The organism is Veillonella parvula, assembly GCF_902810435.1.
Lineage (GTDB): Bacteria > Bacillota > Negativicutes > Veillonellales > Veillonellaceae > Veillonella.
The window spans coordinates 876,883-892,419 of the sequence record NZ_LR778174.1; the positions used below are offsets into that span (position 1 = coordinate 876,883).

At 37.2% G+C, this 15,537-nt stretch carries 12 protein-coding genes and 1 riboswitch; of the genes, 4 read left to right on the forward strand and 8 right to left on the reverse strand.

Annotated features, from left to right (window positions below):
- Window positions 1-144: 144 nt before the first annotated feature.
- Window positions 145-3,483 carry an AAA domain-containing protein gene (locus tag FNLLGLLA_RS03875; protein WP_156697611.1) on the forward strand — a complete coding sequence of 1,113 codons (3,339 nt, stop codon included), beginning with the start codon at window positions 145-147 and terminating at the stop codon, window positions 3,481-3,483.
- A 272-nt stretch (window positions 3,484-3,755) separates the two neighbouring features.
- Here the strand turns inward: FNLLGLLA_RS03875 and FNLLGLLA_RS03880 are convergent, their stop codons facing one another.
- The gene (locus tag FNLLGLLA_RS03880) at window positions 3,756-4,967 is read right to left on the reverse strand and encodes an L-lactate MFS transporter (protein ID WP_008601292.1); all 1,212 of its coding nucleotides are present in this window, start codon (window positions 4,965-4,967) and stop codon (window positions 3,756-3,758) included.
- 89 nt (window positions 4,968-5,056) lie between these two features.
- Window positions 5,057-5,144: riboswitch (ZMP/ZTP riboswitch) on the reverse strand.
- Between the two features lie 273 nt (window positions 5,145-5,417).
- Window positions 5,418-5,495: a putative holin-like toxin gene (locus FNLLGLLA_RS09870; RefSeq protein ID WP_223209338.1), complete on the reverse strand. Its 78-nt coding sequence runs from the start codon at window positions 5,493-5,495 to the stop codon at window positions 5,418-5,420.
- A 225-nt stretch (window positions 5,496-5,720) separates the two neighbouring features.
- Here FNLLGLLA_RS09870 and FNLLGLLA_RS03885 point away from each other — a divergent pair, with 225 nt between their 5' ends.
- The gene (locus FNLLGLLA_RS03885) at window positions 5,721-6,317 is read left to right on the forward strand and encodes a hypothetical protein (RefSeq protein WP_008601290.1); all 597 of its coding nucleotides are present in this window, start codon (window positions 5,721-5,723) and stop codon (window positions 6,315-6,317) included.
- Window positions 6,318-6,518: 201 nt separating this feature from the next.
- Here the strand turns inward: FNLLGLLA_RS03885 and FNLLGLLA_RS03890 are convergent, their stop codons facing one another.
- Window positions 6,519-7,178, reverse strand: coding sequence for an HAD family hydrolase (locus tag FNLLGLLA_RS03890; protein WP_008601288.1), 660 nt, complete (start codon window positions 7,176-7,178; stop codon window positions 6,519-6,521).
- 139 nt (window positions 7,179-7,317) lie between these two features.
- Here FNLLGLLA_RS03890 and FNLLGLLA_RS03895 point away from each other — a divergent pair, with 139 nt between their 5' ends.
- Window positions 7,318-8,157, forward strand: coding sequence for a hypothetical protein (locus tag FNLLGLLA_RS03895; RefSeq protein WP_024061928.1), 840 nt, complete (start codon window positions 7,318-7,320; stop codon window positions 8,155-8,157).
- Between the two features lie 150 nt (window positions 8,158-8,307).
- Here the strand turns inward: FNLLGLLA_RS03895 and FNLLGLLA_RS03900 are convergent, their stop codons facing one another.
- Complete coding sequence (locus tag FNLLGLLA_RS03900; RefSeq protein ID WP_008601283.1) at window positions 8,308-9,615, reverse strand: APC family permease; 1,308 nt, start codon at window positions 9,613-9,615, stop codon at window positions 8,308-8,310.
- A 15-nt stretch (window positions 9,616-9,630) separates the two neighbouring features.
- On the reverse strand, window positions 9,631-10,371 hold the full coding sequence (locus tag FNLLGLLA_RS03905; RefSeq protein ID WP_008601281.1) for a gamma-glutamyl-gamma-aminobutyrate hydrolase family protein: 741 nt from the start codon (window positions 10,369-10,371) through the stop codon (window positions 9,631-9,633).
- Window positions 10,372-10,592: 221 nt separating this feature from the next.
- Here FNLLGLLA_RS03905 and FNLLGLLA_RS03910 point away from each other — a divergent pair, with 221 nt between their 5' ends.
- A complete protein-coding gene (locus FNLLGLLA_RS03910; protein ID WP_156697610.1) occupies window positions 10,593-11,636 on the forward strand; it encodes an AEC family transporter in 1,044 nt (347 codons plus the stop codon).
- Between the two features lie 96 nt (window positions 11,637-11,732).
- On the opposite strand, the gene FNLLGLLA_RS03915 is transcribed toward FNLLGLLA_RS03910, so the two are convergent.
- From FNLLGLLA_RS03915 to FNLLGLLA_RS03925, 3 genes are all read right to left on the reverse strand, one after another.
- A complete protein-coding gene (locus FNLLGLLA_RS03915) occupies window positions 11,733-13,289 on the reverse strand; it encodes a putative polysaccharide biosynthesis protein (protein ID WP_008601278.1) in 1,557 nt (518 codons plus the stop codon).
- 3 nt (window positions 13,290-13,292) lie between these two features.
- Window positions 13,293-14,222 carry a class II fructose-1,6-bisphosphate aldolase gene (gene fba, locus FNLLGLLA_RS03920; RefSeq protein ID WP_004696283.1) on the reverse strand — a complete coding sequence of 310 codons (930 nt, stop codon included), beginning with the start codon at window positions 14,220-14,222 and terminating at the stop codon, window positions 13,293-13,295.
- Between the two features lie 248 nt (window positions 14,223-14,470).
- Window positions 14,471-15,436 carry an RluA family pseudouridine synthase gene (locus FNLLGLLA_RS03925; protein ID WP_008601276.1) on the reverse strand — a complete coding sequence of 322 codons (966 nt, stop codon included), beginning with the start codon at window positions 15,434-15,436 and terminating at the stop codon, window positions 14,471-14,473.
- Window positions 15,437-15,537 lie beyond the last annotated feature (101 nt).

A 15,537-nucleotide genomic window follows, 5' to 3' on the forward strand; every position in this document is an offset into this window, starting at 1 on the left:
AGAAACATAAGATGTTCTTATTTGAGTAATATCTTTAAGAAACAGTCTGACTATACGGTTAAACTGTTTTTATTTGATTTTCATGAAATCTCTTTCTTCTACCTGTATAATATTTTCATTAGTCTAATGAGAGGGTAGGTATAGATGAAAGATACTGCAAAGCAAATTATAAAGTATTGGTATTCACTTGAATGTTTGCAACCGAAAGAGGTTCCTAAGTATAAAGCAATTCCTAAGAAGTATGTTAATGAGCTTGTATTTACTACTGAGAATGATACAACTACTATTTATCAACAGTCTGTAATAAAACCTTATTGGAAAAGAACAAATTCGCGTGTTTCTACGTATGTAGTCCCGTTACCAAATGATTCTTATAATTACTCTATTACTGATGAGATTAAATATTTTAAGGATGAAAAGGACTATGTTTTAGATGATGAACATGCTGTTCTATTATGTGTAGTTAAAGGGACTGAAGTATTAGAGGCCTTCATTGATAAACTAGAAATTGAATATCCTGAAAAACCATATTTAGGGAATGTGTATAGTGCATCGTTTGTTGTTGATGCAGAGGGATACTATAAAGAGGGGAGTCTTCAAATTGCTCCTTTTATTTGGGTGATTTATCAAATGATGTCTCAGCCTGATGTGGAGTTTAAAGATATTAAGCTAGATGGTTGGCATGAGATTGTTAAATCAATTGAAGATAGTTTTAATCTTCCTGAGGAAAAAATATCTCTTGATAATGCTGCACGTGTAATTAATACATATTTACGAGAGCATATCTTAGAACCTATGGGTATTACCATGTTCCGTGCTGGTGATATTTATGGCTACTGTGGTTTTCAGGCAGAGGAGATTCAGCTAGTTAAAGCTGAGACAATGCCTATTAATGATTTAAAATCTAGCTTTTTCCTCGATGATTTACAGTTGGTGTTACAACACATTGATACATTAAAGGATAAAGATAAGTTATTGTCTTATATCAATAGTCTTAATCAGGATATTGAGCATTATGATTTGTTAAAGGATACTGATCAGATGCGCAAATGGTATAATCCTAAGGTTTTACCATATGGTAGATGGCCTTCAAAGTTTAATTTATCCTTTATGCAGCAAATTGCTGTTAATATTGCTAAGGAGAACCCTAAAGATATCTTTTCTGTTAATGGACCTCCTGGTACAGGCAAAACCACATTATTGAAGGATATTATTGCTAGTAATATTGTTGAACGTGCTGTTAAGTTTTGTGAAAGCAATCATGTAAACGATATATTCGAAAAGGTTGTGGGTCGGGATGGGACCTCTTTTTACTATGATATACCTAGTGATATTGCAGTATATGGCATGCTGGTGCTTTCATCAAATAATAAGGCCGTTGAAAATATTACATTAGAATTGCCAAATATTTCCTCTGTGGAAGAGGGGACTAATGGGTCTACATTATTTCATCCAGATTCCTCTAATCAACAGGTTGATTTATCTTATTTTGCTAAGGATAAGAAGTATCAATTTGTAAAATCTAATGAGGTATATTTTACCTTTTTAGCAGATCGTTTAGCAGAGAGTAATGAACAATGGGGCCTAATTTCTGCGAGACTTGGTAAGAAGTCTAATATAAATACATTTATGCCAGTATTAGATGTATTATCCTCAGATATGTCCTCTATTATGCGTGTGCCTAGTGCTCAAGATGCTTTTGAAAGTGCCAAGAAACAGTTTCAGGCTCAACATAATCTTGTAAAAGCATTATTTACTTATGTAACAGACTATGAAGAGAATATTCATTTGATTCAAGAATTAAAGGTTAAAATCGATAAATTAAAAGAGGAAGTTCTTGTAATCAATGAACAATTAAGTAAGTATTATGATTTAGATGATAATTTGTTGAAGTTGATAGAGCGTAAAAATAGTATTGAGTCTAAATTAATAGAGTTGAACAGCAAACGTTCTATTATTGATAAGATTTGGAATGCTACCAACTGGTCTATTTTAGAAGCCATGAGTAATGCTGCATTGTTATCAGTTATTGAAGACGAGACTACAAAGCTTCAAAATGATAAAGGTGAATTAGATGCATTACACCAGTTGGTTAATGAGCGTGAATCTATAATCAATACGAAAGATGGTTTATTAGCTGATATTAAAGGGCTTGATAATACTCTTCAAAAAATAGAAGAAATACAGCAAGATATTTTAGGTACATTAAAAATTAGTACTAAAGATTCTATACATTGCTTTGATGATATATCGTCAAAGTTAATGTCAGCTGATATGGATAGAGCGGAGGCACACACAGCTTTCTTATATGTGTGTAATTATTTGAATGAATGTAGAGAACGTTTGCTATATGATGCCTTACAATTACAAAAGACTGTAGTTATGAATGATGCTTTCAGAAAAAACATGCAATTACTTAGTCAGTATTGGGGCTCATTAAGTGATAGGAAAAAATTGCAGAAAAACTTTGATCTTAACATTATTTTTCCTGCACTAATTAATTCATTGATGATTGCAGTTCCTGTTATTTCCTCCACCTTTGCTGCTGTGGAGAGATTTTTGATTAATTGTAAATCTGAAAGCTCGTTAGGTACCATTATTATTGATGAGGCAGGGCAGGCGTCACCTCATATGCTTGTAGGGGCATTGTTCCGTGCGCAGAAGGCCGTAGTAGTTGGTGATCCTAAACAGATTGAACCTGTACAAACTGTACAGGATTTGTTTGTAGAAAAAATTGGTGGCGAAGGTATTGGTAAATATCGGAGTAAAGAGCTATCTGTACAAAGTTTAGCTGATGCACAAAATCCATTTGCAGGCATTATCAAAAATCTTGATGGTTCCGAATCTTGGGTCGGTTGCCCACTCGTTATTCATAGACGCTGTAAAGATCCAATGTTTACAGTCGCTAATGAGTTATCTTATGGTGGTTTTATGATTAATAAGACTATCAATCCGAAAGGGCCTATTGAGCCATGTAAAGAGAGCTGTTGGATAACTTATGATGGAAGTAATATTGAATCTACTACGGGTAAAGATAGATATATACAAGTACAAGGCCAAATTGCTTTTGAACTGATTCAAAAGTTACGAGCAAGAAATGTGGAGTTTAAAGATATTTTTATCATTACACCATTTACTAGTGTTGCATATGGGTTTAAAAAGTATATGGGATCCCTTAGTAATGATATTGTGAATTGGACCAAGGAGGATAATAAGAAAGATTGGTTAGATGATAATATAGGGACTGTACATACCTTCCAAGGTAAAGAGGCTAAAGTCGTTATTTATATGTTAGGCTGTCAAAGCGATGGCACGGCTAATGGGGCTATTAAATGGGTTAACGCTAACAATGTAAATGTAGCCTTTACAAGAGCAAGGGAGTATATCTATGTTATTGGTGATGCTCCGAAATGGGCTGAACTCAATAAAAATCTTGCATTTGCCCAAAGGTACTTGCCTATATATACTTTAGAGGATTTTTAAGCGAATAAATTGCAATGACTATAGTAGATTACTAGATTATAAGGCATAGGTTACTATAGATGTTTCTATAAAGAATTTATATGTACAATAAAGGTTTATAAAAGAAAACAAGGAAAGAAATCCTTAGACTCCTTTCCTTGTCCAGATATGATATAGTTTATATCCAAGTGAGGCATAAATGGTTTGGTCGCCAGACTTCGCTTCTAGTATTTATAATTGAAAAAACGGTCTGACATCATGTCAGGCCGTTTCTCCATGCTTAAATGGAGTTATTAGTTGTGTAATTCTCGTTTTCCGTATATTTTTAGGACTATAGCAATAATTGTATTTAACACAAATAGAGCGGCAAAACATTCTAAAGCAGTAGTATAGCCATATCCTGCTTCGTGAAAGTATGATACGAGCATAGGGCCTGTGATGCCCGCTAATCCCCAAGCAGTTAGAATACGACCATGAATGGTAGAAAGTTGGCGTATACCGTAGAGATCTGCAAGATATGCTGGCATACAGGAGAACCCGCCACCATAGCAGGTGATAATGAGAAGAATTAAAATTTGGAATGTTAGGGCGCTATTGGTTTGGGCGAGTAAATAGAATGCGACGATTTCTATAATAAAGAAAAGTATGTAAGTTTTTGCTCGTCCAAGGTAATCGGAGATCGTAGACCATGCAATGCGACCCCCGCCATTGAAGATACCGATGATACCAACCAGTGATGCAGCTGCTGTAGGTGTCATACCAATGGCTTCTTGCGCCATAGGTGATGCTAAGGATAGTAGACCTATACCACAGGTAATATTAATAAAGAATACCCACCAAAGGGCACCGAATTGCCAAGTTTTCATGGCATCATTGGCTAGCATGCCATGGGTATGAACGTACATGGTAGATTTATCTTTCGTAGTTCGAGTTGAGTGTTTTTGTTGAGGTGCTTTCAAATAGAGCGAAGAGGCACCCATAATCACTAGATAGATTACACCGAGGATAATGAAGTTATTTACCAATCCAAATTGAGCTACGAGGAATTGCATAAGAGGCCCTGCAATGAGAGAAGCAAATCCAAAACCCATAATAGCTAAACCAGTAGCAAATCCTGGGCGATTTGGAAAGTATTTCACGAGCGTAGAAACTGGTGTTATATAACCAATGCCTAGTCCAATGCCACCGATGATGCCGTAGAAGAGATAGAGTAAGGTAAGATTGTGTATGCTAAGTGCATAGGCCGTACCCAATAATCCGGTTACCCAGAATAACATAGCGAGAAGTCCACTTTTCTTAGGGCCAATTTTTTCTGCAAAGGAGCCAAGAAAGCCCGCAGATAGTCCGAGCATTAAAATGGCTAACGAGAATGTCCATGTTGTTTGCGATAAAGTAAAACCCATATCTGCCATAATAGGACGTGTGAGTACACTCCATGCATATACGCTACCAATGGATATGTGCAAACCAATGGCTGCTAATGCAATAAACCAACGATTTCTCATAAGAAAACTCCTTTCATATAGGTGAGATACTCAGATATAGATAAAGAAGCATTTGTTACGAGAAGGCAATAAAAAAGACCATCTGAACAAAAGCTTGCCCAGACGGTCGGCTATCACACGATGTGTGCTACTGTGCATGTAGTCAATTCTACGTATCCGTCAGCCCAGTAGGAATATATTACAAATATAGCAATTGAAAGGACATCTTGTCGGTGATCTAAGTCACTATCGTATGCATTATGATGATTTATAATTGAAAACAAGGAAAGAAATCTTTGGATTTCTTTCCTTGTTTAGATATGATATAATTTATATCAAAGTGAGGCATAAATGGTTTGGTCGCCAGACTTCGCTTCTAGAATTTAATGTTGAAGAAACGGTCTGACTTCACAGTCGGGCCTTTTTTCATAGCCTAATTCTGTGAAAAGCTAACTTTTGCTAGATGTCAATTCATTTAGCTGCCATGATAATGGTCGCCACAAGTATGCCAAAGGAAATCATTAATGATAACACTTTGAATGTACTCATATTGATCACCGCCAATCTCTAGAAGATTAGCAAAGGCTGGACCCATTTAGAGGCCTCAAGTTCAATATAGTGTTGTGGATAATAAAAGTAAATAGATTAGAGGTTCCTAATAGTCACCTAGGTGACCAATAGGAACCTTTTTCGCTTTGTAATTATTATTATAGGATAGATAAATTATGTTACAATACAAATAAGATAATAGTTTTTAGGGAGAGGGAAACTCATATGAAACGTTATATTATGCTATTGACTTTAGGTTTATGTTTTGTAGCACCAATGCTTTCACAAGCAGTGGATATAAGACCTATCATACATGTTACGAATGTACATAATGGCCAATATGATGAAGAATTAGATGCTATTACAGCAACCAAGTTTTATGGACCGTATCAGTTCCGTGTATTGAAGGATGCTGTAGAGACTAAAGGGGAAACTAAAGATATAGATGGCAGAGCCTTTAGAACCTCTGATGGTGTTTTTATGCATGTGAAGGCTAGATCTATCGATAATACAAGTATCTCTTTAGATAAAGAGATTGAAAAAATTGTTAAAGATAGAACGGTTCCTGAACCTACTGCAAAGATGGTATTGCCTGTTAAGCATGATGTAACAGAGGTCGATAATGATGGTGTGCGCAGTTTACTAGCTGAATTTATGTATGGCTGGCCATTACATAATAGGACGGACATGGTATTAGTTACTGATTATGAAGATACTCGTTACTATTATAAGTTGCAGTTTTATAGAGACCAGCTACCAAATGGTGTTCGCATTGAGCAGTTGCGCAAAATGATTATGGATGCGCAGTTTAGTTATAAATAAGGTGTTTTTGATCAGACTTCCATATTTGTGTATCCTAATGTATTTAGTCAGTCTGTAATATTTAGCTGAACGGGTATAGTAAAAGTAAATTAAAAAGAGGTTCCTATGAGTCAACTTGTGACCATTAGGAACCTCTTTTGTTGTGCAAGAGTTTATATAGTTTTCAAACTATTATAATATGCTTTTACCTAAAGGAAATTATTATTTATTTAAGCTTTCAACAATGCTTACAATATCGTCTGCTTTTCGGGCAATATGTGTGACGCCTAGTTCTTGATGGAGAGATTCCTCTCTAAAGCCCCATGTAACACCGATGCAAAGTAGGCCGGAGTTTTCTGCAGTAGCTACGTCAACTTCAGAGTCACCTACATAAATAGATTCGTTCGGTGTAGAGTTTAGTTCTTTTAAGGCTTGTAGTACCATATCTGGTGCTGGTTTACGTTGTAATCCTGGTCTTTCACCAATGGCAACAGGTAAACGATCACCAAAGTACTCTTTATTGAGTGGCGTTACACCTTCTTGGATTTTGTTGGATACGATGGCTAATTTATAACCTTGTTTACGCAGTATATCAAGCATATCTAGGATGCCTGGGTAAGGAGCTGTTGTGTCTTTTAAATGCTCACCATAGTAAGCTTTGAACTCCTCAATGTATGGATCTAATTCATGATCAGCTACTGTACTTGGTAAACATTGACGCATCAAATAGGTTACTGCATTACCCAGAGCTACTTTTACCTCTGTTAGCGATTTTTCAGGGAAGTTATGTGTACGTAGTACATGATTTACGGCGTTGGCTAAATCTGTAGCTGTATTGAGCAATGTGCCGTCGCAATCAAAAACGATAGTAGTATATTTCATAGGGGCCTCCGATTTTAAATCAATATGTACTTTTTAAGTATATGATAAATATGTAGAAAATCAAGAGAATAGACCTATTAGTTATTATAATTGTGTTACAATAATAGAAGTAATAAGTACAGTGTATAGGAGGCGTAGTATGACTGAAATACAAGCTCTTTTATTGATAAAATCTATTCTTGAATCCGCAGATATTCACGGTATTGAACATATGTTAAGTGAAGATTGTGAGTATCTGTCTACAGGCCGTGGCATCATTGGACGAAACCGCAATGAAACTGTTGAGTTTTTGTCCTCTATGACTGAGTCCATCAAGGCTGATAATGTACCTGTTACTTGCAAGGTCATGCATATTACTGATGTGTATGAGGAGGATGCGTTATTTCACGAGGGGCGTCATGGTTTAACCATTTCCTATGAAAGTAACGATAATTACGTGTACATGATTTTTGTAGACGTAAATGATGAAGGACTTGTAGATCGTATCGTTTCAAGCCAAGAAAATTATAGTATCGAGTATGATGATCTTCGTTTTGGCACTGATGAAAGCGAATATGCCTTTATTTCTGCGCCTACTACTGTGAAAGACTGGACTACAGCCCTTAGTATATGGCTTGAAACCGCGAATGTTGATGTAGACGATTTCTATCAATATATCGATGAAGACACACGCGTTGTATTCCAAAAAGGCGATGCTGAATCTATAACCCTTGAAAGCGGCCTAGATGTAGAGGATTACTTTGATCAATTAATGAACCAACACTTTGATGCGGTGCCTCATATCATTCGCGATGAAGAAGATGGTCTTATTTTAACCTATGGGCCTATGAGTACCATTGCAACCCTCAATGAAGAAGGCGCATTAGCCCTTATTAGTATCTATATCGATACACGTGACGAAGACGAAGCTACCGATGAAGTTGGTTATATCGAAGAGGACTTAACGAAGGACACTATTATAGAAGAGAATCTATATTAGTCGATACGACTCTTTTGATAGAGCTAATTTAATTACGATTAATAGATAAAATAAAAACTACCAGTTAAACATATATCTTTTAAACAGACCTTCTACTATGAAAGGATAAGTCACTAGATATTGTGAATAACTGGTAGTTTTTTGTATTATTTACATTTCGTCATGGTCTTTAATGAGACCAGCTTTTTTCTTTTTCCAGTAGGAGTAGTAGAATGGCAAGATTACGATACAGCCGCCTAGACCCCATAATAATTGGTTAGTTTGAGCTTGGGCAAGCATCCATAGGGATGTGCCGATAGCGATGACTGGGATTAAGTAGCCACCAGGGATTGTGTAGGAACGAGCTTTGTCTGCCCATTTGCGACGGAAGATAATAACAGCCAAACACGTTGGTAGATATTGTGTAAAGCGAGATACTGCACTGATGGCTGCTAGTGTAGTAAAGGAGCCGGACCAGGCAAGTAAAACACTGGCAATGGCAGTAACGATGGCTGCTACATATGGTGCGTTGTAACGATTGCGTTTTGCCAACGCACTTGGTAGCATACCATCTTCCGCCATGGATGTAGCTACACGAGGCGCATAGTAAGCTTCAGCAAAGTTGATACCACCCATAGAGATTAAGGTGCCTATTAATACGATATACATGCCAATAGGTCCAACAATCACATTGAATGCATCTTGTACTGGAGCCTTAGTATTTGCTAAATCTGTACCAAGTACACCAATAGATACGGCGAGGATCGCCATATATAGAACCGATACAAGAAGCATACACATGATAATAGCACGTGGTAAGTTCTTTTTAGGATTTTTCATATCTTCTGCAGCAATGGCAATGACTTCAAACCCTGTATAGGCAAAGAATAGAAGAACCGCAGCTTGAGCAAATGATCCATCTACATAGATGTCTTGAGGGAAGACTGGCGTAAAGTTAGCTCCATTTATAAAGAAAATACCAATTGCAATAAATAGGGCAAGAGGAACTAGCTTAGATATAGTGATTAAGTTGTTAACAAATTTGGATACGTTAACACCAAATATATTTACAATCGTAAGGCCTACAATTAAGATAAATGAAATGACATCCTTTGCAAAATCACCACTTAAAGCTGGTACTGCAGCACCTAATGCTGTAGCAAAACCAACGGCCATAGCCGCCCAAGCAATGACGGTAACAATCCATTTAAGAACACCCACTTCAAATGCCCAGAAGTCACCTAAAGCATGTTTTGCATATAGATAAGGACCACCATTGCGTGTAAATAAACTGGCTGCTTCTGCAAAGCAAAGGGCGATGCAGCCAGCGATAACGGCGTCAAATAAGAGTACACCTAAACTAGCGGAACCAATTATGGAATATGCTTTATTAGGTAGTAGGAAAATACCTGTTCCTACAATACCATTGATGCCAAGGAGTACAATACTCCAAAAGCCAAATTTTCCTGTTTCTTTCATGATACAATCTTCCTACTATTTAGTTATATTTTCTTGAGTTGCTTTTACGAATGCAGTAAATAAACGTTTTGCATTTTCATCATTTGTAGACATCATTTCTGGGTGGAACTGACAGGCTACTAACCAAGGATAGGCTGGATCCTCTAAACCTTCTACAGTACCATCCTTAGCTCTTGCTACAACTTGTAATCCTTTACCGACATTTTTAACTGTTTGGTGATGATGGGAGTTCGTAATCCAAGTATTGCAACCTATAGCACCAGCTAGTTTTGATTTGGAATCAATTTCTACAGTATGGGTGCCAAGAGAAGGTGTTTGATTCTGAGAGTGTTTTATTGTACAGTTTTGATCATATTTTAAATCTTGGAATAAAGAGCCGCCACGATATACATTTAAGATTTGTAAGCCACGACAGATACAAAAGATAGGAATTTGTTTTTCTTCTGCTGCTTTGATTAAAGCAAAGTCGAATCGATCGCGCTCCGGAAATACATCGCCAAGACCTTGCAAAGGTTCTTCTCCATAGTGAAGAGGATATACATCATGACCGCCGGATAATAACAAGCCGTCAAGCTTTGCTACCGTTTCGCGAGCTACATCAAGATTTTCGGTAAATGGAATTATAACAGGAATGCCACCAGTTTCCTCAATAGAACGAGGATAGTCTTGGTTTACGTAAGAACGCAATAAATCTACGTAAGGACCACCATTATCTCGTAAGATATTGCCAGATATGCCAATAAATGGTTTCGTCATAATATCACCTCATATGTGTAAAAATCTGTACAACCTGATGTTAGTGTATCAGATTTTTATGGATAAAAACACTACTAATAGATATAATTATAAGACTTATAATAGAGAAAATATGTTAAAGTTGATACATTTTACTATATTTTCTTTCAAGATATAGTTGTATAAGTTTATTGCGAAACATGATATGATAAACTACGAATGAACTGTACGGGAGGTTTACTATGGTTTTTCTAACATCTTTGCAAAGTATCATACCTATTGTGCTACTTATTTTGTTAGGATATATATTAAAAGGACAGGGCATGTTTAACCCTACCTTTAGTGGTAATTTATCGCGATTTATCATGTCGGTTGCATTACCAGCGGGAGTATTTATATCCGTATTACATCACCTACATACTTCAGATATATGGAATTTACGATATGGCATGTTAGTGGTTGTCCTAACATATGTTATTGCATATATTGTAGCGTTCATTATGATGAAAATGCTGAAAGTTCCTAAAGGACGACGTGGTATTTTTATCAATATGGTAGTAAATGATAACTGCTTGTTTATTGGGTTACCAGTGCAAATTGCACTCTTTGGGCAAGATGCGCTACCGTATTTCCTGTTATATTACATCGGTAACACTATTTCCGTATGGATGGTAGGGGTATTTCTTATAGAACTAGATCCACTGCCAAATCCTAAAGTAGATTTTAATAATGGATCCCATAAGATTGATAGTATACATAATAGTTCAGTATCTATTGAAGGTAAAAGCAAGAAGCATAAATTTGATTGGAAGAAGTTATTACCACCACCTTTGATAGGTTTTTTTGTGGCATTAATTTTCTTGTTCTTTGAAATTCCTTTACTTCCAATTTTGCATACTACCTTAAATTATTTAGGTGATATGGTAACCCCATTATCCTTGATTTATATTGGTATTGTACTTCATGATGCGGGTTTAAAGAGCATGCGTTTAAATAAAGACTCCATCGGTGGGATTGTAGGACGATTTGTTATTTCCCCGATTATCATGTTCTGTTTGATTATGGTTTTACAATATGGAGCAGGTATAGTTCAAGAACCAATTGCAATCATCACCTTTGTTGTACAATCAGCAGGACCTGTTATTGCAGTATTGCCGATTGTAGCTAATGAATCAAAAGCTGATTTGCCATTTGCTACAGGTTTAGTCATGATTAGTACCATACTATTTGTTGTAGTAATTCCAATTATAATGGAAATTTTAACAATGATAGGTATACAGGCTTAAAATAAGAAGAAGATTAAAATAAGTAAATAAAAAATAGGTTCCTAATGGTCATATAGGTGACTATTAGGAACCTATTTTTATGTAAGTATATATAGCTTATCTAAAGAATCTACCAACGAGTGGCATGCTAGCACCATCGTTTTTATTGAGGCCTTTTAAAAGGACCATGATAATAACGTAGAGCAATAAGCCTTCGATACCAGTGAGTATAAAGTTAGCCCACATTGGTAAGATATCTGTTAAATAGTGGTAACTCAAGAAGATGAGTATACCCATAACACCAGCACTGACCACGTTTTTCCAAAGAAGGGAAATATCAAGGAAGTAGCCTGTGTATTTTTTGATATAAATCAAGTTAAGTAATGCCGCAAAGCCAATATCAGCAACGGTTGCCCAAGCGGCACCGCCGATGCCCAGCCAAGGAATAGCGGTCAGTGTCCAGTTAAGGATGACCTTGATTATGAGAGAAATCCCCATATTTATGACTGGAATACGTGGCCTGTTGAGACCTTGTAGGATACCTGTTGTTACTTGATGTACACCTAGGAAGAATATAGAGAACGCCGTGATTTGCGTTGCTAGTTCTGCCTTAGGCGCATTGTAAATCAGTGTAACGGTTGGGGCAGCAAGTACATATAATAGCACTGTAAATGGTACGGTTGCCATAAATGTTAGTCGCATAGAGCCTGCAGTGCGATCATAGATACCTTGATGATCGCGTTTTGCAAAGGCATGAGAGATAGCAGGTACAATGCTTGTCGCAAGGGCTGCGGTAATGATGGTAGCCAAGTTAATGAGTGGCACCGCCATCCCAGTAAGGTAACCGAATAGTTCTGTTACTTCGTTCATCGGGAACCCAGCATCTAATAAGCGACGTGGTACGATAAGTAAGTCGAGATTCGCCGTCAACGGTAACATGATACTTGCTAAGGAAATTGGTATAGACAATGTTAAGAGTCGTGACAAAATTTCTTTAGCTGATTCACGAGGACCATCGTAGCTTTCACCAGTACTACTAGCCTTAGGTAATTTGTAGTAGTAATACAACAGCACCAGGAAGGCCCCAAAAGCACCTACACCAGCACCCAAACTAGCACCACCTGCTGCGGCTGGTAAGCCATAAGGCAATAAAATAGCAGCAGCACCAAGCATAACGATAACCCGTAGTAATTGTTCTACAATTTGGCTAATCGCCGTGGGCGTCATCATTTCATAGCCTTGAATATACCCGCGGAAACAGGAAATCCATGTTACAAAGAATACTGCCGGAGCGAGCGCGATGATAGAGTAGTAGGCACGGCTTTCAGCAATGAGACCACTAGAGATTAACCAATCTGCACCAAAGTACATGGCAAGACTGGCGATAAAACCTGTTATAGTCAACATTGTAAAAGAAATATTGAATACTCTCTTAGCACCACCAAAGTCGTGTAAGGCTAATCGTTCTGCCGTCAAAATAGAGATGGCAATCGGCACACCTGCGCTCGAAATTTGTAATAGTAACAAATAGATAGGAAAGGCCATCTGATAGATACCGATGCCTTCACCACCTAAGATGCGAGATAGAAGAATCCAGTTGATACTACCGATGGCTTTCACTACGAAACCGGCAATTGTTAAAATTAAGGTTCCTTTTAAAAATCCACTAGCCATTGATTATAGTTTGTTAGAAGAACCTAATACATTTTTGATTTTGTGAGCTACCATGCCTTTAATAGCATCACGAGCAGGTCCTAAATATTTACGTGGGTCAAACTCAGATGGGTTTTGAGCCAAGTATTCGCGTACAGATGCAGTCATAGCGAGGCGAAGGTCTGTATCGATGTTGATTTTGCAAACCGCCATTTGAGCTGCTTTGCGAAGCATTTCTTCAGGTACGCCTTGTGCACCAGGAATGTTGCCACCAAATTCATTACATTTTGCTACGAATTCAGGCAATACGGAGGATGCCCCATGCAATACGATTGGGAAGTTAGGCAATAATTCGCCCACTTTTTTCAAACGATCGAAATCCAGGTAAGGGTTGCCTTTGAATTTGTATGCACCGTGGCTAGTACCAATAGCGATTGCTAAGGAGTCTACACCTGTGAGATGGACAAATTCAGCAGCTTGTTCAGGATCAGTGAAGCGAGCATCTGCATCAGATACATTTACATCATCTTCAACGCCTGCTAAACGGCCCAATTCTGCTTCTACTACAACGCCGTGAGCGTGAGCATATTCAACAACTTGTTTTGTGATTTTTACGTTTTCATCGAAATCATGATGAGATGCATCAATCATAACAGATGTAAAACCACCATCTACACAGTCTTTACAAATTTCGAAGGAATCGCCGTGGTCAAGGTGAAGAGCGATTGGTAGATTGCTGTCTTCAAGAGCGGCTTCCACAAGTTTTACAAGGTAAATATGTTTAGCATATTTACGTGCGCCTGCAGATACTTGCAAGATAAGAGGAGATTGTTCCTCTTTTGCTGCATCTACAATACCTTGTACGATTTCCATGTTGTTTACATTGAAAGCGCCAACAGCATAGCCGCCTTCATAGGCTTTTTTGAACATTTCTGTAGTAGTAACTAATGGCATGTTGTCCTCCTTGGCCATAGGGCCTGTTATATCATGTTATTAATACCGTGACTGCTAATATTTCTAGTTTGTAAGAACTAGATGCATTTCTGTTATTGCAATCATATATCAATTCAAGTTAAGTATATCAAGAAACACTATAAAGGGCCAATATTTTTTGTATAACTTATGCATAAATTTCGTCTTATTTTGTGACCCATGTGGGTTATTTCTGTGTGTTAGCATTTATTTAGTGGTGTTATATCAGCTCAATCGTTCAGCAATACATTCATATCCTCTGGCATCTCTGCATGCAGTTCGATCCATTCATTTGTTATGGGATGGTAAAAGCTTACGTGCGATGCATGCAGTGCTTGGCGTTGAATAAATTCTAGATGACCACCGTATAAGTCATCACCAGCTAGTGGATACCCTAGTTGAGATAAATGAACTCGAATCTGATGAGTGCGCCCTGTGTGTAATAAGCATTGCACATGAGTAAAGTGATTATGATCTATTAGAGAGTTGTCAGTTGGACATATATTACTATTATTAATCAAATTATCAGAGTTGTTTTTACTATAGTTAATTTTGCTTGTATTTTTACTAATCACTGTTATATCTGTGCGAGCCGGCTTTCCTTGGTCTGTACAACAACGCTCAATGATACTGCCTGGTTTACGACCTATAGGCCAGTTAATGCTTATAGGCACAGACGGGAGATGTCCTTCTACAATGGCGTCGTAGCTTTTGTAAAAATAGGTGTGTTTTTTATCAAAAGCATGTTGGACCACTGATGTTTTAGCAATGATGACAATACCTGAGGTATCCTTATCTAATCGGTGTACGGGATGGAAATCATAATGCTGATTTGTTTCTTGGTAGTAATGAAGTACACCATTTGCTAGCGTATGATCTCGTACGGTAGAAGTAGGGTGCATAAGAATACCAGCCGCCTTATTAATGACTAAAATATATTCGTCCTCATATATGATATCTAGTTCCATAGGGCTTAAACTAAACTCTTGCTCTGGTGTTAACTTCATAATGAGATGATCGCCACCGTGAATGAGCGTATTCCAGGTAGCAGGTTTACCATTAATTGTTATGATGCCATCACTTCGTAAACGTCGTCTCATGCGCTGGGAGATATGCTGTTGTTTTATAATATGATTTATAGATTGTGTGTGTACATCAGAATCTACAATTAAGTCGATTATTGTTGCTGTTTTCATACGTATTATTATAACAAATAAAATAAAAATGAAGAATTTTTCATAATTCGTTGTTTTTATGAAGGTCCATATAGTATAATTTGAATTATTAAATTTTATAC